At 71.9% G+C, this 25,303-nt stretch carries 26 protein-coding genes; 15 read left to right on the top strand and 11 right to left on the bottom strand.

What is annotated here, in order from left to right; genetic code table 11:
* Positions 1-14: 14 nt before the first annotated feature.
* Positions 15-800, bottom strand: a complete 786-nt coding sequence (locus tag ACGWYJ_RS00815) for a 2-keto-4-pentenoate hydratase (protein WP_395103501.1) — start codon at positions 798-800, stop codon at positions 15-17.
* Positions 801-909: 109 nt separating this feature from the next.
* Between ACGWYJ_RS00815 and ACGWYJ_RS00810 the strand changes: the two genes are divergently transcribed.
* Both ACGWYJ_RS00810 and ACGWYJ_RS00805 read left to right on the top strand, forming a co-directional pair.
* Positions 910-2,037 (top strand): glutamate--cysteine ligase, encoded by a 1,128-nt coding sequence (locus ACGWYJ_RS00810; protein ID WP_395103500.1) that lies wholly within the window; start codon positions 910-912, stop codon positions 2,035-2,037.
* Positions 2,034-3,071, top strand: a complete 1,038-nt coding sequence (locus ACGWYJ_RS00805) for an iron-containing redox enzyme family protein (RefSeq protein WP_395103499.1) — start codon at positions 2,034-2,036, stop codon at positions 3,069-3,071. Before ACGWYJ_RS00810 ends, ACGWYJ_RS00805 begins: the two co-directional genes overlap by 4 nt.
* Here ACGWYJ_RS00805 and ACGWYJ_RS00800 read toward each other — a convergent pair.
* Genes ACGWYJ_RS00800 through mgrA form a run of 3 tightly spaced genes read right to left on the bottom strand, consistent with a single transcriptional unit; the run spans position 2,996 to position 4,976 of the window.
* Positions 2,996-3,187, bottom strand: coding sequence for a CDGSH iron-sulfur domain-containing protein (locus tag ACGWYJ_RS00800; RefSeq protein ID WP_395103498.1), 192 nt, complete (start codon positions 3,185-3,187; stop codon positions 2,996-2,998). The two genes, ACGWYJ_RS00805 and ACGWYJ_RS00800, sit on opposite strands and share 76 nt — an antisense overlap.
* A gap of 19 nt (positions 3,188-3,206) precedes the next feature.
* Complete coding sequence (locus tag ACGWYJ_RS00795) at positions 3,207-3,890, bottom strand: HemK2/MTQ2 family protein methyltransferase (RefSeq protein ID WP_395103497.1); 684 nt, start codon at positions 3,888-3,890, stop codon at positions 3,207-3,209.
* A gap of 60 nt (positions 3,891-3,950) precedes the next feature.
* Positions 3,951-4,976: an L-glyceraldehyde 3-phosphate reductase gene (gene mgrA / locus ACGWYJ_RS00790; RefSeq protein WP_395103496.1), complete on the bottom strand. Its 1,026-nt coding sequence runs from the start codon at positions 4,974-4,976 to the stop codon at positions 3,951-3,953.
* Between the two features lie 331 nt (positions 4,977-5,307).
* Here mgrA and ACGWYJ_RS00785 point away from each other — a divergent pair, with 331 nt between their 5' ends.
* Positions 5,308-5,691, top strand: coding sequence for a hypothetical protein (locus ACGWYJ_RS00785; RefSeq protein WP_395103495.1), 384 nt, complete (start codon positions 5,308-5,310; stop codon positions 5,689-5,691).
* Positions 5,643-5,930, top strand: a complete 288-nt coding sequence (locus ACGWYJ_RS00780) for a hypothetical protein (RefSeq protein WP_395103494.1) — start codon at positions 5,643-5,645, stop codon at positions 5,928-5,930. The genes ACGWYJ_RS00785 and ACGWYJ_RS00780 overlap by 49 nt, the downstream gene beginning before the upstream one ends.
* A gap of 68 nt (positions 5,931-5,998) precedes the next feature.
* On the opposite strand, the gene ACGWYJ_RS00775 is transcribed toward ACGWYJ_RS00780, so the two are convergent.
* Genes ACGWYJ_RS00775 through ACGWYJ_RS00760 form a run of 4 tightly spaced genes read right to left on the bottom strand, consistent with a single transcriptional unit; the run spans position 5,999 to position 9,609 of the window.
* Positions 5,999-7,216: an ABC transporter permease gene (locus ACGWYJ_RS00775; RefSeq protein WP_395103493.1), complete on the bottom strand. Its 1,218-nt coding sequence runs from the start codon at positions 7,214-7,216 to the stop codon at positions 5,999-6,001.
* The gene (locus ACGWYJ_RS00770; protein ID WP_395103492.1) at positions 7,203-7,901 is read right to left on the bottom strand and encodes an ABC transporter ATP-binding protein; all 699 of its coding nucleotides are present in this window, start codon (positions 7,899-7,901) and stop codon (positions 7,203-7,205) included. The genes ACGWYJ_RS00775 and ACGWYJ_RS00770 overlap by 14 nt, the downstream gene beginning before the upstream one ends.
* Positions 7,898-9,052 (bottom strand): peptidoglycan-binding protein, encoded by a 1,155-nt coding sequence (locus tag ACGWYJ_RS00765; RefSeq protein ID WP_395103491.1) that lies wholly within the window; start codon positions 9,050-9,052, stop codon positions 7,898-7,900. Before ACGWYJ_RS00765 ends, ACGWYJ_RS00770 begins: the two co-directional genes overlap by 4 nt.
* A complete protein-coding gene (locus tag ACGWYJ_RS00760; RefSeq protein WP_395103490.1) occupies positions 9,049-9,609 on the bottom strand; it encodes a hypothetical protein in 561 nt (186 codons plus the stop codon). Before ACGWYJ_RS00760 ends, ACGWYJ_RS00765 begins: the two co-directional genes overlap by 4 nt.
* Positions 9,610-9,768: 159 nt before the next feature.
* Between ACGWYJ_RS00760 and ACGWYJ_RS00755 the strand changes: the two genes are divergently transcribed.
* Together ACGWYJ_RS00755 and ACGWYJ_RS00750 are read left to right on the top strand one after the other, a co-directional pair.
* Positions 9,769-10,425 (top strand): response regulator transcription factor, encoded by a 657-nt coding sequence (locus ACGWYJ_RS00755; RefSeq protein ID WP_395103489.1) that lies wholly within the window; start codon positions 9,769-9,771, stop codon positions 10,423-10,425.
* 26 nt (positions 10,426-10,451) lie between these two features.
* Positions 10,452-11,774 (top strand): sensor histidine kinase, encoded by a 1,323-nt coding sequence (locus ACGWYJ_RS00750; protein ID WP_395103488.1) that lies wholly within the window; start codon positions 10,452-10,454, stop codon positions 11,772-11,774.
* Between the two features lie 16 nt (positions 11,775-11,790).
* Here ACGWYJ_RS00750 and ACGWYJ_RS00745 read toward each other — a convergent pair whose 3' ends face one another.
* The 3 genes from ACGWYJ_RS00745 to ACGWYJ_RS00735 form a co-directional block, all read right to left on the bottom strand.
* Complete coding sequence (locus ACGWYJ_RS00745) at positions 11,791-12,903, bottom strand: hypothetical protein (protein ID WP_395103487.1); 1,113 nt, start codon at positions 12,901-12,903, stop codon at positions 11,791-11,793.
* Between the two features lie 107 nt (positions 12,904-13,010).
* A complete protein-coding gene (locus tag ACGWYJ_RS00740; protein ID WP_395103486.1) occupies positions 13,011-13,610 on the bottom strand; it encodes a TetR/AcrR family transcriptional regulator in 600 nt (199 codons plus the stop codon).
* Between the two features lie 68 nt (positions 13,611-13,678).
* Positions 13,679-14,332, bottom strand: a complete 654-nt coding sequence (locus ACGWYJ_RS00735; RefSeq protein WP_395103485.1) for a class I SAM-dependent methyltransferase — start codon at positions 14,330-14,332, stop codon at positions 13,679-13,681.
* Positions 14,333-14,504: 172 nt separating this feature from the next.
* Here ACGWYJ_RS00735 and ACGWYJ_RS00730 point away from each other — a divergent pair, with 172 nt between their 5' ends.
* The 9 genes from ACGWYJ_RS00730 (at position 14,505) to ACGWYJ_RS00690 (ending at position 25,293) form a co-directional block, all read left to right on the top strand.
* A complete protein-coding gene (locus ACGWYJ_RS00730; protein WP_395103484.1) occupies positions 14,505-15,767 on the top strand; it encodes a pyridoxal phosphate-dependent aminotransferase in 1,263 nt (420 codons plus the stop codon).
* Between the two features lie 142 nt (positions 15,768-15,909).
* Complete coding sequence (locus ACGWYJ_RS00725; protein ID WP_395103483.1) at positions 15,910-16,473, top strand: peptidoglycan-binding protein; 564 nt, start codon at positions 15,910-15,912, stop codon at positions 16,471-16,473.
* Positions 16,474-16,871: 398 nt separating this feature from the next.
* Positions 16,872-17,801 (top strand): C40 family peptidase, encoded by a 930-nt coding sequence (locus ACGWYJ_RS00720; protein ID WP_395103482.1) that lies wholly within the window; start codon positions 16,872-16,874, stop codon positions 17,799-17,801.
* Between the two features lie 240 nt (positions 17,802-18,041).
* Complete coding sequence (locus tag ACGWYJ_RS00715) at positions 18,042-19,664, top strand: AMP-binding protein (RefSeq protein ID WP_395103481.1); 1,623 nt, start codon at positions 18,042-18,044, stop codon at positions 19,662-19,664.
* A complete protein-coding gene (locus tag ACGWYJ_RS00710) occupies positions 19,661-20,896 on the top strand; it encodes an acyl-CoA dehydrogenase family protein (RefSeq protein ID WP_395103480.1) in 1,236 nt (411 codons plus the stop codon). The genes ACGWYJ_RS00715 and ACGWYJ_RS00710 overlap by 4 nt, the downstream gene beginning before the upstream one ends.
* A 25-nt stretch (positions 20,897-20,921) precedes the next feature.
* Positions 20,922-21,686 carry an enoyl-CoA hydratase/isomerase family protein gene (locus ACGWYJ_RS00705; protein WP_395103479.1) on the top strand — a complete coding sequence of 255 codons (765 nt, stop codon included), beginning with the start codon at positions 20,922-20,924 and terminating at the stop codon, positions 21,684-21,686.
* A gap of 18 nt (positions 21,687-21,704) precedes the next feature.
* Entirely contained in the window at positions 21,705-22,655 is a 951-nt protein-coding gene (locus tag ACGWYJ_RS00700; protein WP_395103478.1) for a VOC family protein, read from the top strand.
* Position 22,656: 1 nt separating this feature from the next.
* Positions 22,657-23,763 (top strand): acyl-CoA dehydrogenase family protein, encoded by a 1,107-nt coding sequence (locus ACGWYJ_RS00695; protein ID WP_395103477.1) that lies wholly within the window; start codon positions 22,657-22,659, stop codon positions 23,761-23,763.
* 84 nt (positions 23,764-23,847) lie between these two features.
* A complete protein-coding gene (locus ACGWYJ_RS00690) occupies positions 23,848-25,293 on the top strand; it encodes a serine/threonine-protein kinase (RefSeq protein ID WP_395103476.1) in 1,446 nt (481 codons plus the stop codon).
* Positions 25,294-25,303 lie beyond the last annotated feature (10 nt).

Genomic DNA, 25,303 nt, shown 5'->3' with positions numbered 1-25,303 from the left:
CGACCCGGTGGGGGTTAGTGGCAGGGGAGGGTTACGGTGCCCAGGTTGGTGAAGGTGGCTTCTATGGTGTCGCCTGGGGTGGTGGGGATGGCGTCGGTCAGGCCGCCGGTGAGGATGGTCCAGCCGGGTTCCAGGGAGAGGCCGCGGCGGGAGAGGGTGTTGGCGGCCAGGGCGAGGGCTTCGGCGGGGTGGCCTTGGACGGCGGCGCCGGTGGCGGTGTCGACGGTCTTTCCGTTGATTTTGAGGTGGCACTGTTCGGCGGCCAGGTCCAGGGTGTGGGGGTCGCGCCAGAGGTCGCCGATGAGGTAGCGGGCGGAGGAGGCGTTGTCGGCCACCACGTCGGGGAGCGTGAATCTGAAGTCGGTGTAGCGGCTGTCGATGACCTCCAGGCCCGCGGTCACCTGGGACACGGCCTGGAGGGCGGTGGCGGCGGTGATGCCGGGGCCGGTCAGGCGGCGGCCCAGGACGAAGACGATCTCGGGTTCCACGCGGGGGTGGATCAGGTCGCCGGTGATCAGGGGTGCGCCTGGGGGCAGGGGCATGTCGTCGGTGAGCCAGGCGGTGAGCGGCGAGTCGATGCCCATGCGCTGTTGTTTGGGGCGTGAGGTCAGCCCCAGCTTGACCCCGGTGACGCGGCGGCCGTCGGCGAGCTTGAGGCGCAGGCGTGCGTCCTGGACTCGGTAGGCGGTCTCCAGGTCGAGCGCGGGCCATTCGTCGGTGATCGGGCCTCGGTCGGCGCGGGCGGCCTCGGCTTCGAGCAGCACGGCCGCGGCGCGTTCGACGGTCCATTCAACGCTCACCGGGTCTCCCTTCCCCAGAGGATCATGCGCCATGGCGGGCGATGGCGCCAATACGGGCGCATGTCCTGCGCAGGGCGGGTACAGCACAGCGGAGGACGAAGGAGGCGCTGTGACCGGTGAGCGTCTCACGATGGGCGTCGAGGAGGAGTTCCTGCTCGCCGACCCGGTTTCGGGGACGACCGTGCCCGCGGCCGGGAAGCTGCTGGCGAGGGTGGGTGAGCATCCTCACCAGGGTGGGTGTTACCACCGCGAGCTGCTCACCTCCCAGGTGGAGGCCGCGACCGGCGTGTGCGGGTCGCTGGACGAGCTACGCCGGCATATCCGGGACGCGCGGGACGCCCTCGCGGAGGCGGCGGCCGGGGAGGGGCTGTTGCTGCTGTCGGCGGGGACGCCGGTGCTGCCCGGGGCGGTGCCCGTGTCGGACGAGGGCCCGCACTATCGGGCGGTCTCGGGGATCTACTCGGGCATGGTGGCCGACTACCAGGTCTGCGGCTGCCATGTGCACGTCGGGGTGGACGATCGTGAGACGGCGGTGGCGGTCGTCAACCATCTGCGGCCCTGGCTTCCGTCGCTGCTGGCGCTGTCGGCCAACTCCCCGTACGCGCAGGGACGCGACAGCGGCTACGCGAGCTGGCGGATGATCGAGCAGTCGCGGTTCCCCGGCTCGGGGGTGCCGCCCGCGCTGACGGACGCCGCGCATCATGATCGGGAGGTGGCGCGGCTCGTCGACTGCGGTGTCCTGGCCGATCACACGCAGTCGTTCTGGCTGGCGCGCCCCTCTCCGCGCCTGAGGACGGTGGAGGTGCGCGCGGCGGACGCCGTGTTGGGGGCCGAGGAGGCCGTGTTGCAGGCGGCGCTGACCCGTGCGCTCGTCCGCACCGCGTTGAGCGACTTGGACAGGGGACGCGAGGCCCGGCCCGTGGATGGAGCGTTGTGCGCTGCCGCCGTGTGGAACGCGGCGCGGTACGGCTTGGAAGGGCCCGCGGTCGATCCGTTCGAGGAGCGGCAGGTCCACGCGCGGCGGCTGCTGGACGATCTGATGCGCCATGTCGCCCCGGCGCTGGAGGAGGCCGGGGACCTGGCGGAGACCTCGGCGCTGCTGGCCGGGGTGGCGCGTACCGGATCGGGCGCGGCGCGTCAGCGCCGGGAGGCGGCGCTCGGCGGACCACCGGCCGTGATCGCCATGCTCGCCCGGCGGACCTCCCGCAACACGCCGGCGGAAAGAGAGAAGGCATGACCCACAGCACGACCACGGCCCCGCCCCTCGACGCCGCCCCGCGGCTGCCGGAGCCACGCGGGCCGATGTCGGACGCCGTCATCACGATGCTGGCCCGGGATCCGTCGTACGGGTGGGCCGTCGAATCGCCGGCTCGCGAGTCCGACCCCTTCGGCGACGATCTGCACCTCGCCCTGCACCTGTGTTACGAGCTGCATTACCAGGGCTTCGCCGACGTCCACCCCGATTGGGAGTGGGACCCGCGCCTCATCGGGCTGCGCGGCGGCATGGAACGCGCGTTCCTGGAGGCGCTCCGCGAGCACGTCCCTGGGGGCGACGACGTCGATCACGTCCTGGAGGAGCTGCTGACGGAGCCGCCCGGCGCGGGCGCCGTGCCGAGGCATCTGCGCCGGACGGGCGAGTGGTGGCAGTTGCGCGAGTACGTGGCGCACCGGTCGATCTACCACCTGAAGGAGGCCGACCCGCACGCCTGGGTGGTGCCGCGCCTGCGGGGACGCGCCAAGGCGGCCTTGGTCGCGGTGGAGTTCGACGAGTTCGGCGGTGGACGGGCCGAACGGATGCATTCCCGCCTGTTCGCCGACCTGATGGAGGAGGTCGGGCTGGATCCGTCCTACGGGGCCTACGTGGACGACGCGCCCGCCCCCATGCTCGCCATCACCAACATGATGTCGATGTTCGGGCTGCACCGGGCCCTACGCGGCGCGCTGGTCGGGCATTTCGCCGCCGCCGAGATCACCACCGCCCCGAGCGCCCGGCGGTTCGCGCGGGCGCTGCGCCATCTCGGGGTCGGTGAACGCGGCGTCAGGTTCTACACCGAGCATGTCGAGGCCGACGCCGTCCATGAGCAGGTGCTACGCCATGACGTGGTCGGCGGCCTGCTGGAGTCGGAGCCGGGGCTGGCCGCGGACGTGGTGCTGGGCGTCCAGGCCACCGCGCTGCTGGAGGACCGGTTCGAGGATCACGTGCTGGGCTGCTGGCGGGCGGACCCGCCGCGCACGTCGCTCCGCCGGTGGCTGGTGTCGCAGAACGGATAGCTGCCGCTGCGGCGGCACAGGCACAGCGCCACCATGAAACGGTCGGAGGTCACCGTGCCGCCGTCCTCCAGGACGATCTCGACCGGCCCCTCCACCAGGAGGGGCCCGCCGGGCACCGGCCGGACCCTCCGCCGGTCAGGACGCGGCCGCACGGTCGCGGGCGGCGATGCGGTCGGCACGGATGACCACCAGTTCCTCGTGGCGCTGACCGGGGCGGATGAGGCCGTGCCGCTCCATGGCCGCGGCCTTGGAGAGCATCACGGGTCCGAACGGCTCGGGCCGCCGCGCGACCACCGACGCCCGCAGCCCGGCCCGGCGCAGCGCGCGCAGGCTGGCCTCCGGCCCGCTGAACTCCGAGTGGACGAGCAGGAGCGTCCCGTCCGGCTCCAGGTGGCGGGGGGCCTGGGCGCAGATCCGGTCGAGGATCAGCCTTCCGCCGTGTCCCCCGTCCCAGGCGCGGGCGCCGCGGAGCCGGTGGGCCGCACGCGGCGCGCCACCGGCGACGTACGGGGGGTTGGCCAGGATGACCCCGAAGGTCTCCCCCGCGACCGGCGCGAACAGGTCGCCGCGCAGCACCCGCAGGCGCAGCCCGCGAAGCGTCGCGTTGAGGCGGGCGGCCATGACGGCACGCGCGGAGACGTCGATCGCGGTCACCTGGGACGCTCCGCCCCGCGCCGCCGCCAGGGCGACCGCTCCCGTCCCGGTGCCCACGTCCAGGACGCGGGCTCCGGCGAGCACGGCGGCGCGTTCGGCGGCCTCGCACAGTAACGACGTGTCACCTTGGGGCGGGTAGACGCCCAGGGGCCTCATCAGCAGCATGGAAATCCATTACCGCGACAAATACGGACGAAACATCCAGCCCAGGCGTCCACCCGGCGCCTAGTGCGCGCTCGACTCCGCCCACAGGTTGACGCCCGCCTCGACCGCGTCCCGGTCGATGGCGTCCAGCTCCTCCTGGGTGAAGGCGAGGTTGTCCACGCTGGCCAGGCTGTTCTCCAACTGGGCGACGCCGCTGGCGCCGATCAGCACCGATGTGACCCGCTCGTCGCGAAGCGCCCACGCCAGCGCCATCTGGGCCAGCGACTGGCCGCGCGAGCGCGCGATCTCGTTGAGGGCGCGCACATGCGCGAGCGTCTCGGGGGTCAGGAAGTCGGGCGGCAGCGACTTGCCCTGGCTGGCCCGCGAGCCCTCCGGGATCCCGTCCAGGTACCGGTCGGTCAGCATCCCCTGGGCCAGCGGCGAGAACGCGATGCAGCCCACGCCCAGCCGTTCCAGCGTGTCCAGCAGCCCGCCCTCGATCCACCGGTTGAGCATCGAGTACGAGGGCTGGTGGATCAGCATCGGCGTCCCCATCTCGCGCAGGATCGCCACGGCCTCGGCGGTGCGCTCCGGCGAGTACGACGAGATGCCCGCGTACAGCGCCTTGCCGGACCGGACGGCCTGGTCGAGCGCCCCCATCGTCTCCTCAAGCGGCGTCTCGGGGTCGAACCGGTGGCTGTAGAAGATGTCGACGTAGTCCAGGCCCATCCTGGCCAGCGACTGGTCGAGGCTGGCGAGCAGGTACTTGCGCGATCCCCAGTCCCCGTACGGCCCCGGCCACATGTCGTACCCGGCCTTGGTCGAGATGATCAGCTCGTCCCGGTAGGGCCTGAAGTCCTCGCGGAAGATCCGGCCGAAGTTGAGCTCCGCGCTCCCGTACGGGGGCCCGTAGTTGTTGGCCAGGTCGAAGTGGGTGACGCCCAGATCGAACGCCCGCCTGAGCACGGCCCGCTGCACCTCGATGGGACGGTCGTCCCCGAAGTTGTGCCACAGCCCCAGCGACACGGCCGGCAGCTTCACGCCGCTGCGCCCGCAGCGGCGGTACGGAAGGCGGTCATAGCGATCGTCAGCGGCGAGATAGGTCATGATTCGAGTCTGGCAGGTGATCAAAGGGCATGCCCCACCGAGCGTCGCGGGCAGGCGGGCCGGCCCCGTGCCCGAAAAAGCCCAAAGAAAATCACCTTCGGCCACAGGTTGATCACCAAGCGCACGGAACACAGTCTTATCCGGAGGGAAACAGGATCTTCACCGGCTCGGCGGACCTTGATCCACAACTGGATCGAGGAGGGACCTATGGCGCCCACACCGCCGACCGACGAGGAGATCGACGGCTTCATCCGTATCAGGCTCAGTCCGCGCCACCCGCGTCGAGCGGCACAAAGGGCGCGTCAAGCCGCCGTTCGCGCTGCGGCTGGGCGTGCCGCCCGGCTACACCAGCGGGACGTCCGCGACCGCCAGGGCGCGGGCCGCGATGCTGGACGAGATGGCGAACGCCGGAGTCCGGATCAAGGAGGTGAGCCTGCCGGATGAATGGGACTTCCTCACCGGCTCGTCCATCACCACCGCCAGCGCCGCCGAGCGCTGCGAGACGTTCATGGAGTTCCTGCGCCGGGACGTGCGGGGCTTCGGGGTGTCCCTGAACAGCTGGCTGCGCTCGCTGTTCGTGCCGGGCCACGACTACGTCACCTGGCTGCGGCTCCGCATGCTGCTCCTCGAAAGATCCTCTTCGAGCTGTTCCGGGACGTGGACCTGGTGGTCCAGACCTCGGTCACCCCGTTCGACCTGGTCGGCTGCCCGCTGATCGGCTTCCCCATCGGGTTCTCGCAGAACGCCGACGGGCTGGACGTGCCCATCGGGGCCCTGGTCGGCGGGCTCCCGTACGGCGAGGAGCGGCTGCTCGGCCTGGCCGCCACCTACCAGGCGACCACGGACTGGCACAAGCGGCGCCCGCTCGAGCCGTCCGCCGCGGGCGCCCGCATCGCCGCGGCGCAACGTCCACGGGTCACCGCGGAGGAGGTCGTGGCCGCCGGCCTGCTGTGACGGCGGAGCCGGTCAGGGCCGCCCCCAGCACATGGAGGGACGGGACGGCCCTGACCGGTGGCCTGCCGCTATTGCGCGGCCAGCGCCTCGGTGGGGGCGAGGCGGGACGCGCGGATCGCCGGGTACAGGCCCGCCAGCGCGCCGATGACGAGCGTGGCCACGATCCCGCCCAGCACCGCCCACGCCGGCACCACGGTCGGCCAGCCCTGGGACCGCGCGTACCCGAAGGTGACCAGGGTGCCGATGAACGCGCCGCCCGCGCCGCCGAGTGCGGACAGCAGCAGGGACTCGGCCAGGAACTGGGTGCGGATCTGCCCCCTGGTGGCGCCCAGCGAGCGGCGCAGCCCGATCTCGGCGCGCCGTTCCAGCACCGAGATCACCATCGTGTTGGCCACCCCGACCCCGCCGACCAGCAACGCCACCGCGCCCAGGCCGAGCAGCAACTGGGTGAACGCCTCACCGGCGGCCTGCTGGGCCTCCAGCGCCTCCGACGGGCGCGACACCTCGACCTCGTTGGGCGCCTCCGGGTTGGCGGTCGCGCCCAGCACCTCGCTGACCGCCTCGACGCTCGCCTCCTCCGAGCGCGTGTAGATCGTGGTCGGGTGCCCGTCGAAGGACAGCTCCGCCCGCGCCACCGGCCAGCCCACCAGCGCCGCGCTGTCGAGCTCGGGCGCCAGCGGGGCCGGCTCCAGGATGCCGATCACGGTGAACCAGCGCCCGCCGATGAAGACCTGGGTGTCGGGACCCGCCCGGCCGATCCCCAGCCGCTCGGCCGCCCTGCTGCCCAGCACCGTCGCGGGGAACCTGCCGGTCGCCTCGTTCAGCCAGGATCCGCTTGCCAGCCGCGCCCCCGTCGCGTCCCGCAGGGTGGTGCGGGCGGCGTACGCGGAGATCCCTCCGGTGTCGGTCTCGGGCACCTTGTCGTTCCGGTACACCTTGGCGCCGTCCACCAGGCCGATCGCCGAGGCCGTCCGGACGGGCCCGATCCTCGCCACCATCGCCTCGGCCTGGTCGGGCAGCTGCGCCTCCTCCCCCGTCATGGTGTTGCCGGGCTTCACCGTCAGCAGGTTGGTGCCGAGGGACGCCAGCGTCCTGTCCAGGTCGGCGCGCGACGACGAGGAGATGCCGACGACCGCCACCATCGCGGCGATCCCGATCGCGATGCCGAGCGCGGACAGGAACGCCCGCGTCGGACGGGTCCGCAGCCCCACCGCGCCCACCTTGAGCACGTCCCGCGGCCACATCCGCGCCGGCCGCGGCACCACCGGTCCCTCAGTGACCGTCATGGTCCGCTCCCACCGGGACGAGGGCGCCGGTGTCGTCCACGATCAGGCCGTCCCGCATCCGGACCTGCCGGGGCAGCGACGCGGCGATCTCCCGGTCGTGGGTGATGACGACGACGGTGGTGCCGGCCGCGTTGAGGTCGCGCAGCAGCGCCATCACGCCCGCGCCCGACACCGAGTCCAGCGCGCCGGTGGGCTCGTCGGCGAGCAGCAGCCGCGGGTCGCCCGCCACCGCCCGCGCGATCGCGACGCGCTGCTTCTCCCCGCCGGACAGCTCGTGCGGCTCGTGGTCCAGCCGGTGCCCGAGGCCCACCCGTTCCAGCGCGGCCACGGCGCGGCGGCGCCGCTCGGCGGCCCGCATCCCGGTGTAGAGCAGGCCGTCGGCCACGTTGTCCAGCGCCGGGGTCCCCGCGGCGAGGTGGAACTGCTGGAAGACGAACCCGATCAGGTGCGCCCGCAGCGCCGACAGCCTCCCGTCCGGGAGCGTCCCCACGTCGTGCCCGGCGATCCGCACCGTGCCGGACGTGGGACGGTCGAGGGTGCCCAGCACGTTGAGCATCGTGGACTTGCCCGAGCCGGACGGGCCCACGATCGCGACCAGTTCCCCGGTCTCGATGTCCAGCGACACCCCGTCCAGGGCCGTGACACCGCCCTGGTACACCTTCGTCACGTCCCGCAGGGCGATCACTTCGGCACCCCCACGACGGTGCCTTCGGTGATGCCGGCGCCGGAGATCTCCACCCGTCCGCCGGCGAACAGCCCGGTCTCCACCGGGACGTAGGACGACCGGCCGCCGGAGACGACCTCGACGCCGAAGCCGCCCTCGCGCAGCGCGAGCAGCGCGGTGACCGGGACGGTCAGCACGTTCTCGCGCGTCTCGGCGGTGAACGCGACGTCCACCGAGGCCAGCTCCAGGTCCTTGGCCGCCTTCCGGGCCTCCTCGCCGGTCAGCCAGATCACCACCTCGATCTTGGTGGTGGGCTCGGCGTCCGGGGCGTCGCCCTGCTCGATCACCGTGGACACCTCGTCGATCCGGGCGGTGACGGTCCGCTCGCCGGGCAGCGTGACCTCGACCTGGGCGCCCTTCTTCGCGAGCCTCCGGTCGGAGGTCTCCAGCTCCACCGTGACCGCCTTGGCGGTGCCGGTGTAGGTGAGCACCTTCGAGCCGGGCTGCACGGGATCGCCCTCGGCGGCGTCGACGCCGTCCACCCGGATCGCGCCGGGCGCGAACACCACGCGGCCGAGCTCGACCGACCCGGTCTGCGGAAGCCCGCGGTCGTCCTGCCACTCCCTTACGGCCGCGGCGGTGCCGGAGGTGTACTCGTCGTCCACGGTGAACCCGTCGTAGCCGAGCGCGCTGAGGTTCTTCTCCAACTGCTTCACGTCCGCGCCCTCGGTGCCCACCCGCATCGGGCGGTACGCGGGCTTGGACCCGTACATCAGCACCACCGGGTCGTCGTCCACGTAGTACAGCGGCTTACCGCGCGAGATGGTGGACCCGCTTTCGGGCAGGGCGGTGAGGGTGCCCCGCAGCCTGCTGGAGGCGGTGGTCGCGGGGCCGTAGCCCAGCTCGCCGTCGGCCTCCTCGGTGTCCTTGAGCGTCTGCTTGGTCACCTGAGCGGTGTTCGGCGGCAGCCCGGTCGCCGCCGCGCCGCCGTCCGGGCCGCCACCGCCCAGGCCCAGCGTCGCGACCACGGCGACGCCGCCCGCCGCGACCACCGCGGCGGCGGCGAGCACTCCCCCGCGGCGGGAACGCCGCCTGCGCCGCCCGCGCGGCTCCTCGGGCGGCGGACCCGGTTCGGACCGCTCCGCGTTCTCCACGACGGCCTCGCTGGTCACTTGCCGTCTCCTCCGGGAGCGCCGCCGGGACCGCCCGGCCCTCCGCCGAGGATGTCCTGGCAGGTCTTCTGCGCGGTCTCCAGGTCCGGGTCCTCGGCGACCTCGCCCCGAATCCTGATCAACCCGGGCTGGTTGGGGTCGGGGTCGGGGAACTTCTCCACGCCGTTCTTCCGCATGCATTCGGCGTGCCGCTGGGCGCGTTCACTCATCGCCTGGGCCCGCTTCGGATCCTGGTCGCCCTGCGGGCTGTACTCGCGGCACGCCTGCATCGCCTTGTCCATCGTCTCCTTGGAGACGCCCTGGCCCGGCTTGACCTTCACCTGGATCTTGCCGTCGACCGGGTCCTCCATCGGGACGCCGTTCTCACGCATGCACTCGGCGAACTTCAGGCCCCTCTCCTGGGGGCTCAGGCCCGCGGCGGCGTTGGCCTTCGAGCCGGCCTTCCCGCCTCCGGCCGACGCGATCCCGCCGTCGTCCTCATCGCCGCCGCAGCCGGCCAGCGAGAGGGCCAGCACCAGCGGCAGCGCCGCCAGCGCACCCCGTGCCTTCGATGTCATCGTGGTCTTCCCCTCGTACGGGTGTTCCGACGGGAAGGGATGCAACCCGGCGGCCCGTTTCCCCCGCGTTTCCTTGACCGGGCGGCCGTTTCTTACGGGGAGGAAACATCCGAACGGCGATCCTCGACACCGGCGCACATGGGGAAAGGAACCGGACGCATGCGAGTGCTTGTGGTGGAGGACGAGCCGATGCTCGCCGACGCGATCGCCGAGTGGCTGCGGGACGAGGCGCACGCCGTGGACATCGCCCACGACGGCGCCACCGCCAGGGAACGGGTCGCCGTCAACGACTACGACGTGGTCGTCCTGGACCGCAACCTGCCGGTGGTCCCCGGCGACGAGGTGTGCCGCGAGATCGCCGCGGACGCGCCGACCACCCGGGTGCTGATGCTGACCGCCGCCGCGGAGATCACCGACCGGGTGGACGGCCTCGCGCTGGGCGCCGACGACTACCTCACCAAGCCGTTCGCGTTCCCCGAGCTGGCCGCCCGCGTCCTGGCGCTGGGCCGCCGCTCCCGCCCGGCCGCGCCGCCGGTGCTGCGCCGCGCCGGCATCACCCTGGACCCGGCGCGCCGCGAGGTGTTCCGGGACGGCCGGTACGTCCCGCTGCCCAAGCAGCAGTTCGCCGTCCTGCGCGAGCTGCTGCTGGCCGAAGGCGCCGTGGTCTCGGCCGAGCAGTTGCTGGAGAAGGCGTGGGACGAGCACGCCGACCCGTTCACGGGGGCCGTCCGGCTCACCATCCTCAAGCTGCGCCGCAAGCTCGGCGACCCTCCGATCGTCGAGACCGTCACGGGAGTGGGGTACCGCATCCCATGACACGGCGTTCCAAGACACGGCGTTCCATGAGGCGATCCTTCAGGCCGCCCGCCCTGCTGCCGCACCGGATGCCCCTGCGCGCCCGGCTGACCCTGACCTACGCCGTGCTGTTCATGCTGGCCGGAGTGGTCCTGCTCGGGCTCACCTATCTCCTGTTCAACCAGCAGATGCGGACGACCACCACCAACAAGGTCATCGCCCGCATCGCGGGGCCGCCGACCGGCTCCCCCTCCCCGGGACAGGCCACGCCTCCGCCGCTGCCGTCGAAGAACGAGCTGTTCGCGATGACCAAGGACGGCGACGTGCTCACCGGCCCCAAGGCCGAGGAGTGGATGCGTGAGCAGCGGGAGGAGCTGCGCGACGCCGCGACCACCTCGCTGATCACGCAGGGCGCGATCGCGCTGCTGGTGGTCGGCGGCGTGGCGACCGGGCTCGGCTGGCTGATCGCCGGGCAGATGCTGGCGCCGCTGCACCGGGTCACCGAGACCGCGCGGCGGATCGCCGACGCGCCCGCCGCCGACAAGGGCCTGCACGAGCGGATCGCGCTGCGCGGCCCGGACGACGAGGTCAAGGAGCTGGCCGACACCTTCGACACGATGCTGGAACGGCTCGACCGGTCCTTCGACGGCCAGCGCCGCTTCGTCGCCAACGCCTCGCACGAGCTGCGCACCCCGCTGACGGTGAGCCGCGCGCTGGTCGAGATGGCCATGCACCGTCCCTCGGCGTCCCCGGACGTCAAGCGGCTGGGCGAGAACCTGCTGGAGATCAACGTCCGGCACGAGCGGCTGATCACGGGCCTGCTGCTGCTGGCCGGCTCGGAACGGGAGATCACCGACCCGGCGCCGGTCGACCTCGCCGACGTGGTGGGGCATGTCGCGGCGCACACGTCCCTGGAGGCGTCCCGCGCGGGGATCACCGTGCACGAGGAGGCGGGCGAGGCGGTCACCTCGGGCGACGCGATGCTCCTCGAACGGCTCGTGCAGAACCTGGTGGAGAACGGCATCCGGCACAACACCGGGGAGGGCGGCTGGGTGCGGGTGGCCAGCCGGACCCGGGAGCGCGGCGACCTGGTCGAGCTGGTGGTCACCAATTCCGGCCCGCCGGTGGCGCCGTACGAGGTGCCGATGCTGTTCGAGCCGTTCCGCCGCCTCGGCCCCGACCGGGTCGTCACCGCGAAGGGCGCGGGGCTCGGACTGTCGATCGTCCGCTCGGTCGCCCGCGCCCACGGCGGCGAGGTCACGGCCCGTCCCCGCAAGGAGGGCGGCCTGGAGGTCAGGGTGACCCTCCCGGCCTGCCCCGACGAGTACGCCGACGAGGTCCTCGACCAGCGAAGGGCGGCCGTGCCCTAGACGCCGAGGCGGGGCCTCAGGGCAGGATCCGCCGGACGGCGCGGGCCTTGCGCTTCGGCGGGGGCTCGTTCGGCTGGAGGCCGACGGCGGCGAAGAGCGCCTCGGCCCCGGCCCGGCCCATCTCCTCGGCGGTCGGAGCGGATCCGCTCTCGCCGTCCGGGTCGTAGCGCAGATCGGCGATGTCGCCGAGGATCTCCGCGCCCATCCCGCTCAGGGCGGACAGGTCCTCCTGGTTCCATTCCGCGACCGTGGGACGCCACTCGGGCGGGATCACGATCTTGCCGCCGCGCTCCTCGCGGGTCTGGAACCGCTCGGTCACCGCGTCCCGCAGCCTGTCGGCGTCCTGCCGCTTCCAGCGGTTCTCGTCCAGAAGACGGTTCAGCGACGCCAGCACCAGCGTCTCCGGCGCGGTCAGGCCGCTGTGCGCGCGATGCCACTCCTGCGTGGGCTCCACCTGCGCGAGCCGCGGCAGCCCGAGCGCCTCCACGAAGCGATGCCACAGCACCTCCGGCGGCCTGCCCGGGGTGGTCACCGCGCGCACCCGGTTCACCCCGGCCTCGGACCAGCGCCGCACCAGCCCGCTCAGGACGAACGCGCGCCACAGATGGGAGTCGGGGTCGCTCTCGATGTGGTCCGGTCCCCGCTCGCGCCATTCGGCGAGGCTCTCCAGGTAGCTCTCGAAGCCGGAGTACTTGCCGTTCCGCACGTGCTGCTGCCACAACGACGGCAGGGAACGCCCGAGGCTCCGCGCCGTGACCAGCACGTCGACGTCATCGCAGCCGAGCGCGTCCAGGAGCCGGCCGATCGCGGGCGCCCGGATCACCGACAGCGCCTCCGCCGACAGCAGCACCGTGCCCGGCCAGGTCGCCACCTGGTCCACCAGGGCCTGCCAGGCGGCCGCCTGGTTCGCCGCGCGCCGCTTCGACACCCAGGGGAACTCCGTTCCGAGCAGGCCGTAGCTCGACCACTCGTGGTTGGGCACGGTGCGCTTGCCCTTGCCCCAGTTCGGGGACACGGGGTAGCAGAACCCCGCCTCGGCCAGCACGTCCCGGTTGTCGTACAGCATGTGCTGCAGGAAGGTCGTGCCCGACTTCTGCAGCCCGATATGCAAGATGATCTTTGATGCCACGGCACACTCCCTCGCGCCGTCCATCATGGAACGGGGAGCGGGCACAGGCCGCCCTGCCAGGGCAAACATTGAGCAAGGAGACGGCCCGCTTCCGGCCGCCGGGCCGGTCAGGGGGTCAGCGCGTCCATCGTGATCTCGGCGATGGACTCCAGCACGGCCGGGCCGGCCCCGCCCTGCCCGGAGACCCGCATGCCCGCGACCGCCGCGTTGACGAAGCGGCTCAGCTCCCCGGCGTCCCGCTTGGAGGTGATGCTCCCGTCCCGCTGCCCCGCCTCCACCGCGCTCCGCAAGGCGTCGAGGCGGCGCGCGGTGTCCCGCTCCAGCATCACCGCGACCGCCGGGTCACGTCCGGCCAGCTCGACGATGCTGTTCACGGCCAGGCAGCCCGGACTGCGGCCACCGGCCGTCCGGCGGTCCGCGTCCTCCTCGACGATCATCCGGAGCACCGCGCGCACCCGCTCCGCGCCCGTCCGTCCGGCATCGCGCAGGACGGCCACGTGCGCACCGGTCTGGGCGTCGAGATACCGGCCGAGCGAGCGCTCGAACAGTGCGTGCTTGCTCTTGAACGTGTTGTAGATGCTGCTGCGCCCCAGCCCGGTGGCGGCGCACAGATCCTCCGTGGAGGTGGCCTCGTACCCCTTCTCCCAGAACGTGAGCATCGCCGCGTCGAGAGCCCGTCCCTCGTCGAAACCCCTGGGCCGCCCCATGCGCGCCACCGTAACCGTTCTGAACCGACCGGTTCAATACGCTGGCCAGGCACTACGCTGGCCAGGCGCTACGACCGTACCGGCTTGCGGGCGAGGAGACGGCCGTGCTGGAACCTCTCGTTCTCACCGGGCTCGCGGCGCAGCCGGCCGATCTCCGTGAGCCCGGCCCCGGCCGCCAGCTCCGCGACATGGTCGATGGACAGCCGGTAGGCGACGGCGACCTTGTGGTCGAACGGCTCGGCCGGATGGGACGAGCCGCCGCCGGTCGCGAAGAACCCGGCGAGCAGATGGCCTCCCGGCGCCAGCACCCGCGCGAACTCCGCGAAGATCACCGGCAGCTCCTCCGGAGGCGTGTGGATGATGGAGTACCAGGCCAGGACGCCGCCCAGCGTCCCGTCCGCGAGGTCGAGCGCGAGCATCGAACCCTCGTCGAACCGCAGGTCCGGGTACTCCCGGCGGGCCAGCCCGACCATCGCCGGCGACGCGTCCACCCCGAAGGCGGTCAGGCCGAGGGACGCCAGGCGCGCCGTGACGCCCCCAGGGCCGCACCCGAGGTCGGCCACGGGCCCGCCGCCCGCGTCGCGTACGGAATCGGCGAACGCGGCGACCATGGCGCGATCCAGCGGATGGCCTTCGACCGAGTCACGGAACAGCTCGGCGTAGAGGGTGGCGACGGCGTCGTACGCCGCCCGGGTGGTGTCCAGGGAGGAAGGCTCGATCACGATCGACGACCCTAGCCCCTGGCCGGAGGGAGACCTCCGGGCAACCGGAGTCATGTCCGGCCCAGGCCCGCCTGCTCGGGCCCCGGGCTACTGATCGCCGGAGCCCGCCGCTCGAACCCGGAGGGCCTCCGGACCGTATCTCCTCTCGGTGCCCTTGCCTTGGAGGTACGGAGTGGCCGGTTCCATCGATCTGTTGCGGCAGAACGCGCACAGTCCGTCGTTCTTCGCGCTCAACCGTGCCGACAGCGGGCACGGGGCCGACCTCGTCGACTTCTGCATCCCCTGCAACCCGTACTTCCCGACGCCGGAGATGTTCGGGCGGTTGCGCGACAACCTGGAGACGATCCTCAAGTACTACCCCAGCGACGCCGACACGATCACCGCCGAGCTGTGCTCGACGCTGGGGCTCAACCCGCAGACGGTGGCGATGGGCAACGGCTCCACGGAGCTGATCACCTGGATCGACCACCTGCTGGTGCGGGAGAGCCTGTGCACGCCGATCCCCACGTTCGGGCGGTGGACGGACCAGCCGATGGAGACCGGCAAGCGGGTCGACATGTTCCCGCTGCCCGAGAGCCGTGACTTCGCGCTCGACCTGGAGGCGTTCGTCCGGTTCCTGCGGGAGCGGCGGTCGCGGGTCGCGGTGATCTGCAACCCGAACAACCCGGACGGCGGCTACGTGCCGCGCCAGGACGTGCTGCGCATGCTGGACGCGCTGGTCGATCTCGACCTCGTGGTCGTGGACGAGTCGTTCATCGACTTCGTGGACGCCGAGCCGGTGACCAGCGTCGCGGCCGAGGCGGCGATCCGTCCCAACGTGATCGTGCTGAAGAGCCTGGGCAAGAACTTCGGCCTGCACGGCATCCGGTTCGGCTACCTCGTCGCCAACCCGGCCCTGGCGGGACGGATCAGGCGTGCCCTGCCGAAGTGGAACCTCAACTCGTTCGCCGAGATCGTCGTGTTCCTGCTGAAGGAGCACCGCGCCGAGTACCGGACCAGCCTGGCCCGTCTCGCGATGGACCGCAGGTCCATGGCGCGGCAGCTCGCCGCCATGCCCGGCCTGAAGGTGTTCGCGTCCCAGGGCAACTTCATCCTGGTCCGGCTCCCGGACGAGGTGGACGGGGTGCGGCTGCGCGACTACCTGATCAGCGAGCACGGCGTGTTCGTCCGCGAGTGCGGCAACAAGCTGGGCAGCACCAGCCGGTTCCTGCGGCTGGTGGTGCGCCCGCCGCAGGACGTCCACCGCCTGCTGAACGGGCTGAGCGCGTACCTGTACGGGACGGACAAGGCGCACCTCATCAGCACCATGCCGCCGCCGGATCTGCACGGCGACGACCAGCAGCCGTACTACTACCAGGCGCAACACGCCCAACACTCCGCCCAGTCCCAAACCCAGGCGCCGGTCGAAACCCTCTACCACTCCCGCGCCGGATAACCGCGGCTTCCACGAGAATTCCCGAGCTCTTACGTGTCACTTTGCGTATGCTATTGATTACGGAGGGCGAGCTTCGGCCTGTTTCCGGTGCGCCGCTCGTCCGTGAGCGCAGCTCAGAACCGACCGAGATGGGGGATCTCACATGTCGCTGGCTCGCAACGCCCTCAAGCCGCTCACCGCCCTGCCACTGGTGTTCGCGCTGGTCCTCGCCGCGTCCGGCGCCGCCGGCACGGGCGTCGCGGCGGCGGACGGCCCGGACACGCCGAGGGGGGTGAAGGCCAGGATCGAGGCCCTGCCATGGCCGGTGCTCGAGAGAGGCGTCACGCACTGGAGGGTCTGGTCGGTCAAGAGGATCCTCGGCGTCCCCACCAGCAGCCAGGGGGACGTCTACAACGACGCCCTGCACAGGGCGATCACCAGGTACCAGGAGAGCAGGGACCTGGCCGAGCGGAACCGGATCGGCACGGAGACCTGGGAGAACCTTCGCTACACCGTCGGCGTGGTGCGTCCGGGCGCCACCGGAGGCAAGGTCTTCGCCGTGCAGCGCGCCCTGCGGCACAACGGGCACCCGAAGCTGGCCGTGGACGGCATCTACGGGACCAGGACCGAGCAGGCCGTCCGGCAGTTCCAGAGGAAGGTCGGCATCCAGGTCGACGGCGTCACCGGCAGGTTCACCTTCCGGGCGCTGATCTGCATGGGCGCCTGACAGCGAAACGAGGATATGTCCGCCTTATCGGGGGCCCGGCGCGGGAAATGCGCCGGGCCTCGATCGTGCACAGATCACGAGCAGATCACGAGCAATAAGGGCCCGTGACCACTTCGCGCGGGATGACCGGGCTTATCGCGATACTAGCGGCGTGCCGTTCAACGCGGGCGCAGGACATTTCCATGGAGTCCTCATCATCGGCTAAAGACCGGCGAGCACCTGAATAATCCGGCGCGTGCGGCGGGTAGTCGTTTTCACGGCAACCTACAAGGGGGCCGATACACGCGATCACGGACATCGGAGGGTGTTCCATGGACATTCCAGCGCGGCGGCCGGGCGTCTGCCCGTCGAAGTCTCCAGGCCGGGAGCCGCAGACCGGCCATAAACGTACACGCCGGATGGCGCCGCAGGCCGCCACCTGTCTGCTCGCGGCGACGATCTTAGTTACGGTTCCGGCGGGTCACGCGCAGGCCGCGCCGCTTGAACCGGCCGAGCCGTCCACCCCGTCCTCGCACGCACGGCCGCGGATCAAGCCGCCGGTGCGCGGGCCCGCGCGACCGCAGATCGACTCCGCGACCCTGCTCAAGGTCAAGGCGTACAAGAAATACCGGCGCAAGGTGGCCCGGCAGAAAAAGCGCGCCGCGATCGCGACCTCGTACGCGCGCCGGCAGATCGGCAAGCCCTATCGGTGGGGTGCCGAGGGGCCGAACGCCTACGACTGCTCGGGCCTGGTGATGCGGTCCTGGCAAAAGGCGGGCGTCCACCTTCCACGGGTCACCTACGCGCAATACCGGGCCGTTCCCCGAAAGGTGAGCATGAGCAAATTGCGCCCGGGGGACCTGGTGTTCTTCAACGGCCGCGGCCATGTCGGGATGGCCCTGTCGAGGAACCGGTTCATCCACGCGCCCAGCAGAGGCAAGACCATTCGCATCGAGCGGTTCGACGAATATCGCAGGCGGGCGTTCGCCGGTGCCGTGCGGCCCGGCGCGCCGCGGCCGAGGACGTTCCCGTCCTCGATCGCCGAGCTCGCCCACGACCTCGACCAGTACGACCTCCTCGCCGGGAAGCGGGGAAAGGCGGAACCCGGCAAGCCCACCGGCGAGCATGGGAAGGCGGGGCTCGCCGATCGGACGGACGCCAAGCGGACGGACGCCAAGCGGAAGAGGGTCCCCACCCCGCCGCCCACGCCCGAGCCGAGGCCGAAGACCTCCGGCCAGGCGCCGGACGCCGACCACACCCCGTCCCGGCCGGACGAGGTCCCGGACGAGGCACTGCCCGAGGCCACCTTCGACAGGGAGGACGCGGAAGGGGCATCGAGGGACGACTGATCCGACCGCACGTTCAACGGCGGCCGTCCGGGCGAACCACGCTCCGGACGGCCGCCGCTTCATGCCCATCCGCCTGCCCATCTGTAGGCCCATCTCTCCGCCCGGCGAGCGCCGCGAGTGACCGCGCCATCACCCTCCCCGCCCCACTAGTCCACTTCCATCACTGTTGCCCTGTTTGTACTTTCATGTTCGGATAGCGGGGACCGGCAACGACCTCGACCCCCGGCAGCGGAGGTTCGGATGCGCGCATCCTTGCGCAGGGAGACGCTGGAAGGTTTCGTCCTCGGGGACGTGCTCCGCTCGCAGGCGCGGGCCCACCGGACGGAGCCGTTCCTGAGATTCCGGGACGGCGACGTCAGCTACGGAGAGGTGGACGCGACGGCCGACCGGATGGCGCGGGGACTGGCGGCGCTCGGCGTCGGCCGCGGTCACCACGTCGGCGTGATGCTCCCCAACTGCCCCGACATCGTCCACCTGGTGTTCGCGCTGGCCCGGCTCGGCGCGGTGGCGGTGCCCATCAACATCGACTACAAGAGCGAACTGCTGCGGCACGTGCTGGCCACCTCGGACACGCGCTGGCTGATCGTGGACGCGCCGTACGCCGACCGGATCCCCGCCATCGCGGACCGGCTGCCCGGCCTGGGCCTGGTCATCGTCCGGGACGGGGCGGCGTCCGGGGTGCCGATGAACGCCCTCGGCAAGCCCGCGGTCGATCTGTCGACGCTGCTGGCGCGGGAGAACGGCGACGGCGAGGTGAACGCCGGGGTCCGGTTCTCCGACCTCCAGGCGATCATGTACACGTCCGGGACCACGGGCCCGTCCAAGGGCGCGATGGTGCCGCACGCGCTGGCACTGACCTGCGCGTACGACTCGCTGAACTATCTCGACCGGTGGGGCAAGACGATCTACTGCCCGCTGCCGCTGTTCCATGCCGCGGCGCTGTGGGACGGGATGCTGTCGGCGCTGCTGGGCGGCGGCTCCATCGCGATCGTGGAACGTTTCAGCGCGTCCCGGTTCTGGGACGACGTGCGCCGCTTCGACGCGCGGGTCACGATGAGCGTGTTCTCGATGATCCCGATCCTGCTGAACCAGCCGCCGTCCCCGCGGGACCGCGACCATCCCATGGAGACCTTCTACATGGGCAAGTCCAGCCTGGACGAGCCGCTGCGCGAGCGGTTCGGCGTACGGTCGGTGGAGACCTACACCAGCACCGAGGCGGGCATCGCCACCGGCAGCCCGTACGGCGAGTGGCGCACGGGCTCGTGCGGCACCGCGCACGAGGAACGCTTCCACGTGGCGGTCGTGGACGAGCACGACCGCGAGCTGGGACCCGGGGAACCCGGTGAGCTGGTGCTCCGCCCGAAACAGCCGTTCGTGCTCACCACCGGCTACTACGGCGCGTGGGAGGCGACGGCGCACTGTTTCCGGAACATGTGGTTTCACACTGGAGATCGGGTATGGCGGGATGACGATGGTTACTACTACTTCCTCGACCGGATGAAGGACGCGATCCGGCGGCGCGGCGAGAACATCTCCGCGTTCGACCTGGAATCCGAGATCAACCTGCATCCGGCGGTGCTGGAGTGCGCCGCGATCGGCGTCCCCTCGGAGCTGGAGGACGAGGACATCAAGGTGAGCGTCGTGGTGCGGCCCGGCACCGGCGCCCTGGACCCGGCCGAGCTGATCGCCTACTGCGAGGAGCGGCTGCCGCGCTCGATGGTGCCCCGCTACGTGGAGTTCGTCGACGCCCTGCCCCGCACCCCCACCGACAAGGTCGCCAAGTACAAGCTCCGCGAAGAGGGCGAGAACGGCCTGACCGCGACGACCTGGGACCGCGAGGCGGCCCAGAAGGACCCCGCATGAACTGGGACGACACCCCCGAGCAGGCGGCCTTCCGCGAGGAGGTGCGGGCGTTCGTGCGCGAACGGTTCCCCGCCTCGTACCGTCCCGACCTCGCCGGGGAGCAGAGCCTGGAACCGGAGGACGTGCGCGGCTACAACTGGGCCGAGGACCGCGTCAGCGACGACCCCGAACGCCGCGAGGGCGCTCGCGCGTGGGCGGCGGCGCTGGCCGAGCGCGGCTGGATCGCGCCGCACTGGCCGCGGGAGTACGGCGGCGCCGGGCTGTCGGCGATGGAGGAGTTCATCCTCCAGGAAGAGCTGATGCGGGCCCGCGTCCCGACGGTCAACGGCATCGGCGCGTTCCTGCTCGGACCGACCCTGCTCGTCCACGGGACGGACGAGCAGAAGGCCGCGCACCTGCCCGGCATCGCGCGCGGCGAGGTGACGTGGGCGCAGGGCTTCTCCGAGCCGGGCGCGGGCTCCGACCTCGCCTCCCTGCGCACCCGCGCCGTCCGCGACGGCGACACGTACGTGGTGGACGGCCAGAAGGTGTGGACGTCACTCGGCCAGTACGCGGACTGGCTGTTCGTCCTCGTCCGCACCGATCCGGACGCCGAGCCCAGGCACCGGGGCATCACCTTCCTGCTCGTCGAGGCGTCGGCGCCCGGCGTGACGATCCGTCCGATCACCGACCTGCGCGGCGCCGCCCCGTACTGCGAGATCTTCTTCGAGGGCGTGCGGGTGCCGGTGGCGAACCGGGTCGGCGAGGAGAACCGCGGCTGGTACGTGGCGATGACCGCGCTCGGGTTCGAGCGGGCGGGCATCGGCGCCACCATCAAGTACGAGCAGGCGCTGTACGACCTCGTCCGGTACCTGCGGTCGGACGAGGGCCGCCGGTTCGCGCGGGCCGACGGGTCGTACCGGCGCGAGATCGCCCGAAGGCTCACCGAGATCCGGGTGCTCTACAACCTGGCCCGCTACACCGTCTCGAAGCAGGAGGCCGGGGAGGAACCGGGCTTCGAGGCGTCGGTCAACCAGTTGTTCAGCGCCGAACTGCACCAGCGGCTCGCCCGCACGGGCGCGAAGGCGTTCGGACGGTCGGGGTCGCTGTGGTCACGTGGCGACGGCTCACCCCTCAACGCCACGTTCACCCACATGCGACGCGACGCGATCGCCGCGACCTTCCTCGGCGGCGCGTCCGAGATCCAGCGCAACGTGATAGCCACCCGCGGCCTCGACCTGCCGCGCGACTGAGAACACCCCGAGGAGGACTTCTCACATGCCCGGGAACGCCTACGGCTCCTACGAGACCGTCGACCTGCACATCGAGGAGAGGGTGGCCTGGCTGACGCTGAACCGGCCGGACAAGCTGAACGCCCTCACGCCCACCACCATGGCGGAGCTGCGCGACATCTTCACCAAGGTCGACGACGACGAGGACGTGTGCGTGCTCGTGCTGCGCGGCGCGGGAGAGCGCGCGTTCTGCGCCGGCATGGACCTGAAGTGGTCGGAGTCGCTCACCAAGAAGGACCGGGTCGAGCAGGGCCGGCTCGGCGAGAAGACGTTCGCGATGATGGAACGGCTGTCCATCCCCGTGATCGCCGCCGTGCACGGGTACGCGGTCGGCGGCGGCCTGGAGCTGGCGCTGGCGGCCGACTTCATCGTGGCCGCCGACAACGCCAAGGTGGGGCTCGTGGAGATCACGCTGTCCGCGCGGCCTCCGTACCGGCCCAAGATGACCGAGGACGGCGACCCCGACCAGCCGGAGTTCGGCGGCAACGCGCCCGGGTGGGGCGGCGTCAAGCGGCTGCCCGAGCGGATCGGCAAGGCGCGCGCCAAGCAGCTCCTGTTCACCGGCGCCCGCATCGACGCCGCGAAGGCCAAGGAGTTCGGCCTGGTCAACGAGGTGTTCCCGGCCGAGGAGTTCGACAAGCGGGTGGGTGAGCTGGCCGAGCGCGTCGCCGCGATGAACCGCTACAACCTGCGCCTGGTGAAGGAGCTGGTGACCTACGGCTACGACTGGATCGAGCCGCACCCGAGCTGAGGGGTCCAGGGAGGGATCGTGCACTTTTATCGGATCGACCATGTCGCGCAGGTGACGCCCGATCTGGACGGGCAGGTGGCGCTGCTGGAGGGGCTGTTCGGCTTCACGCCGGTCCGGACGTGGGACAGCGCGGAGGAGGGGACGCGCGGCGTCCGCCTGGAGATCCCCGGGAGCTGGGGGCAGGCGTGGGAGGTGCTCGCGCCGACCGGTGACGGCTCCGCGCTCCAGGTCTGGCTGGACGAGCACGGCGGGCGCGCCGGTCTGCACCACATCGGCGCGGAGGTGCCCGACCTCGGCGCCGTACGCGCCGAGCTGGAGACGCGGGGCCTCAAGCCCATCGCGGGTGGGGGCGGCCGCTGGCTGGAGGCGTCCCTGTCCCCGCCCGAACGCGGGCCCGGCGTCCTGTTCCGCATGCGCGGCCCCGGGGCGCTGGGGATGTGCGGGGACGAGGACGCACGCCCGGCCGCGCCCACGTCCGGCGGCGGCGCGTCGCTGGGCATCGTCGGCCTCGACCATGTCTGCCAGGCGTTCCCCGACCGCGACGAGCTGGCCCGCTGGTACGCGGACCTCGCCGGGTTCGTGCCGGTGTGGCGGACGCCGCTGGAGGAGCATCCCGACATGGCCGACCTGGTGATGAACATCCCCGGGTCCGCGATCTGCTGGGAGATCATCATGCCGCGCGGCGAGGACTCCTTCATCGAGCGGTTCTGGGACCGCAACGGGGCCGCCGCGCACCACGTCACCTTCGAGGTCGCCGACTGGGACAGGGCCATGGCCGCGTGCGCGGAGCACGGCACCCCCACCTTCGGCGAGAACGAGGGCAGCACCGACGGGGCCGCCTGGCGCGACACCTTCATCCACCCCAAGCACACCGGCGGAGTCCTCGTCCAACTGTTCTGGGAGGAGCGTCCGGGCGTGTGGGTGCGCTCGGACAAGATCCCGGCAGAGGCGGAGGCGAGCGGGACCTGACATGGACCTCACCCTCACCGAGGACCAGGAGCTGATCGCCTCCACCGCCCGGGAGCTGCTGGAGTCGCGTGCCGCCACGGCGGGCGCGCGGGCGATGGAGGACGACCCGGCCGGGTACTCCGCCGCGCTCTGGAAGGAGATGGTCGATCTCGGCTGGACCGGGCTCGCCGTCCCGGAGGAGCACGGCGGGGTCGGCGGCGGCTTCCTTGAGGTGTGCCTGCTGTTCGAGCAGCTCGGCCACGCCCTCGTCCCGAGCCCGCTGCCGGCGACCGTCGCCTGCTGCGCGCTGCCGATCGCCCGGTACGGCACGGACGCGCAGAAGGCCGAATGGCTCGGCGCCATCGCCAGGGGAAGCGTCATGACGTGCACGCCCCCGGCCTGGGACCGTCCGGGCTCGGGCGTGGCCTCCGGCGTGCGGGCCGAGTCCGCCGAGGACGGGTTCACGCTCGACGGCGAGGCGCTGTTCGTCCCCTTCGCCGCGTCCGCCGAGTCCGTGCTGGTCACCGCGGAGCTGGACGGCGAGCCCCGCGCCTTCCTGGTGGACGCGGGCGCACCCGGCCTCACGATCGGGCCGTCCGGCACCGTCGGCCTCGACCGGCCCTGCCGCCTGGTCTTCTCCGGCGTCCACGTCCCGCACGCCCGCGCCCTGGGATCCGACCGGGGCGCCGCGGACGCGGTCGCCTCGTACGGCGCCGCCGCGCTGTGCGCGGAGATGGTCGGCGCGGCCCAGCGCGTGCTCGACCTCACCCTCGCCTACGCCAGGGAACGCGAGCAGTTCGGCAGGCCGATCGGCGCGTTCCAGGCCGTCCAGCACCACTGCGCCGACATGGCGATCGACGTGCTGGGCTCCCGGTTCATCGCCTACGAGGCGATCTGGCGCCTTTCGGCCGGCCGGGACGCCACCGAGGAGGTCTCGATGGCCAAGGCATGGGTCGGCGAAGCCTACGAGCGCGTGTGCGCCCTGGGCCACCAGGTGCACGGCGCGATCGGGTTCACCAAGGAGCACGACCTGCACCTCTACTCCCGGCACGCCATGGCCTCGTCCCTGGCGTTCGGCGACGGCGACCACCACCTCGACCGCCTGTCCGGTCACCTGGGCCTGCCCTGAGGCCCGCGTCCCCAAGGGATCCCCGGACGGGACGGGCCGGATTAGGATCGGGGGCGGTGCGCCGTTCCACAAGATGGGCCGAACATGCGGGAGCCGCTGGAGCCGTCCGATCCCGAGGTCGTCGGCCGTTTCCGGCTGACCGCCAGGATCGGGCGCGGCGGGATGGGCACCGTCTACCTCGGCGAGGCCCCCGACGAGCCGCCGGTCGCCATCAAGCTGATCAACCCGCAGTACGCCGCCGTCCCCGAGTTCCGGGCCAGGTTCCGCCGGGAGATCGCCGCCGCCCGCCGGGTCAGGTCGCACTCCACCGCCCCGGTGGTGGAGGCGTCGCTGGACGAGGACCCGATGTACGTGGCGGTCGAGTTCATCGACGGCCCGGACCTGGAGTCGGCCGTCGCCGAGCGCGGCCCGCTGCGCGGCTCGTCGCTGGAGCAGCTCGCGGTCGGGATTGCCACGGCGCTGCGCGCCATCCACGAGGCCGGGCTGGTGCACCGCGACCTCAAGCCGTCCAACGTGCTGCTGTCGCCGACCGGGCCCCGGGTCATCGACTTCGGCATCTCGCGGGCCCGGGACGAGCTGACCAGGATCACCGCCTCCGGGCAGGTCGTGGGCACTCCCGCGTACGTCGCGCCCGAGCTGATCGACGGCCGCCCGCTGACCCCGGCCGCGGACGTCTTCTCCTGGGGCGGCGTGATCGCGTTCGCCGGCACCGGGCGGATGCCGTTCGACGGCCGCAGCGTCTACGAGGTGCTCAACAAGGTCGGCTCGGGCCCGCCGGACCTGGACGGCCTGGACCCGCTGGTGCGGGACGTGGTGGAGCGGGCGCTGAGCAAGGTGCCCGAGCGGCGGCCGACGGTCGCGGAACTGCTGAGCGAGTTCTCCGTCGGCATCAGCGAGACCAAGCGGCTCCCCGAGACTCCACCACCGGGTCCGGCTCCGGCTTCCGCGACGACGCCGCCACCGACGACGCCTCCGCCGACGCCTCCGCCGGCGCCGTGGACCACGCATCCGCCTGTGGCGCGCCCACGGCCGTATGGTTCCCGCGCGATCCGGCTGCTCACCATGCTGATCGCCGGGCTGCTGCCGGTGGCGCTGGTGGCGTGGGGTTTATCGCACTCGCCCGCCATGTTCAAGGACATCCAGCGGACCCTGGACGAGCGCCGTGAGAAGCCCGCCAAGGCGGGCTCCCCGACCGTGAAGGCGAGCGTCGGCACGTTCTTCATCGGCACCTGGCGCGGCAGGATCACCGAGTCCGGGGGCAAGAGGTACGTGGGCGTCCTGAAGATCCGCAAGGGCAGGACCGGTGAGAAGGTCGGCACGTCCCGGTACGCCGCGCTCGACTGCTCCGGCGACCTGCGGCTGCTGAGCGCGACCTCCACCAGGCTGCGGTTGCGGGAGAGCATCACCCGCGGGCGCGGCCGCTGCGTCAGCGGCTCCTTCACCCTGACCCGCAAGAGCGGCGCGCTCGACTACTCCTGGGACGGCCCGGCGGGCAGCCCCGCCAAGGGCCGCCTGACGCGCCAGAACTGACCACTCGTAC

Origin of the sequence: Actinomadura sp. SCN-SB (assembly GCF_043906805.1) — a bacterium.
Classification (GTDB): Bacteria; Actinomycetota; Actinomycetes; order Streptosporangiales; family Streptosporangiaceae; genus Spirillospora.
Note: the sequence above shows the minus strand (reverse complement) of the source record. Positions and strands in the feature narration are given on the sequence as shown.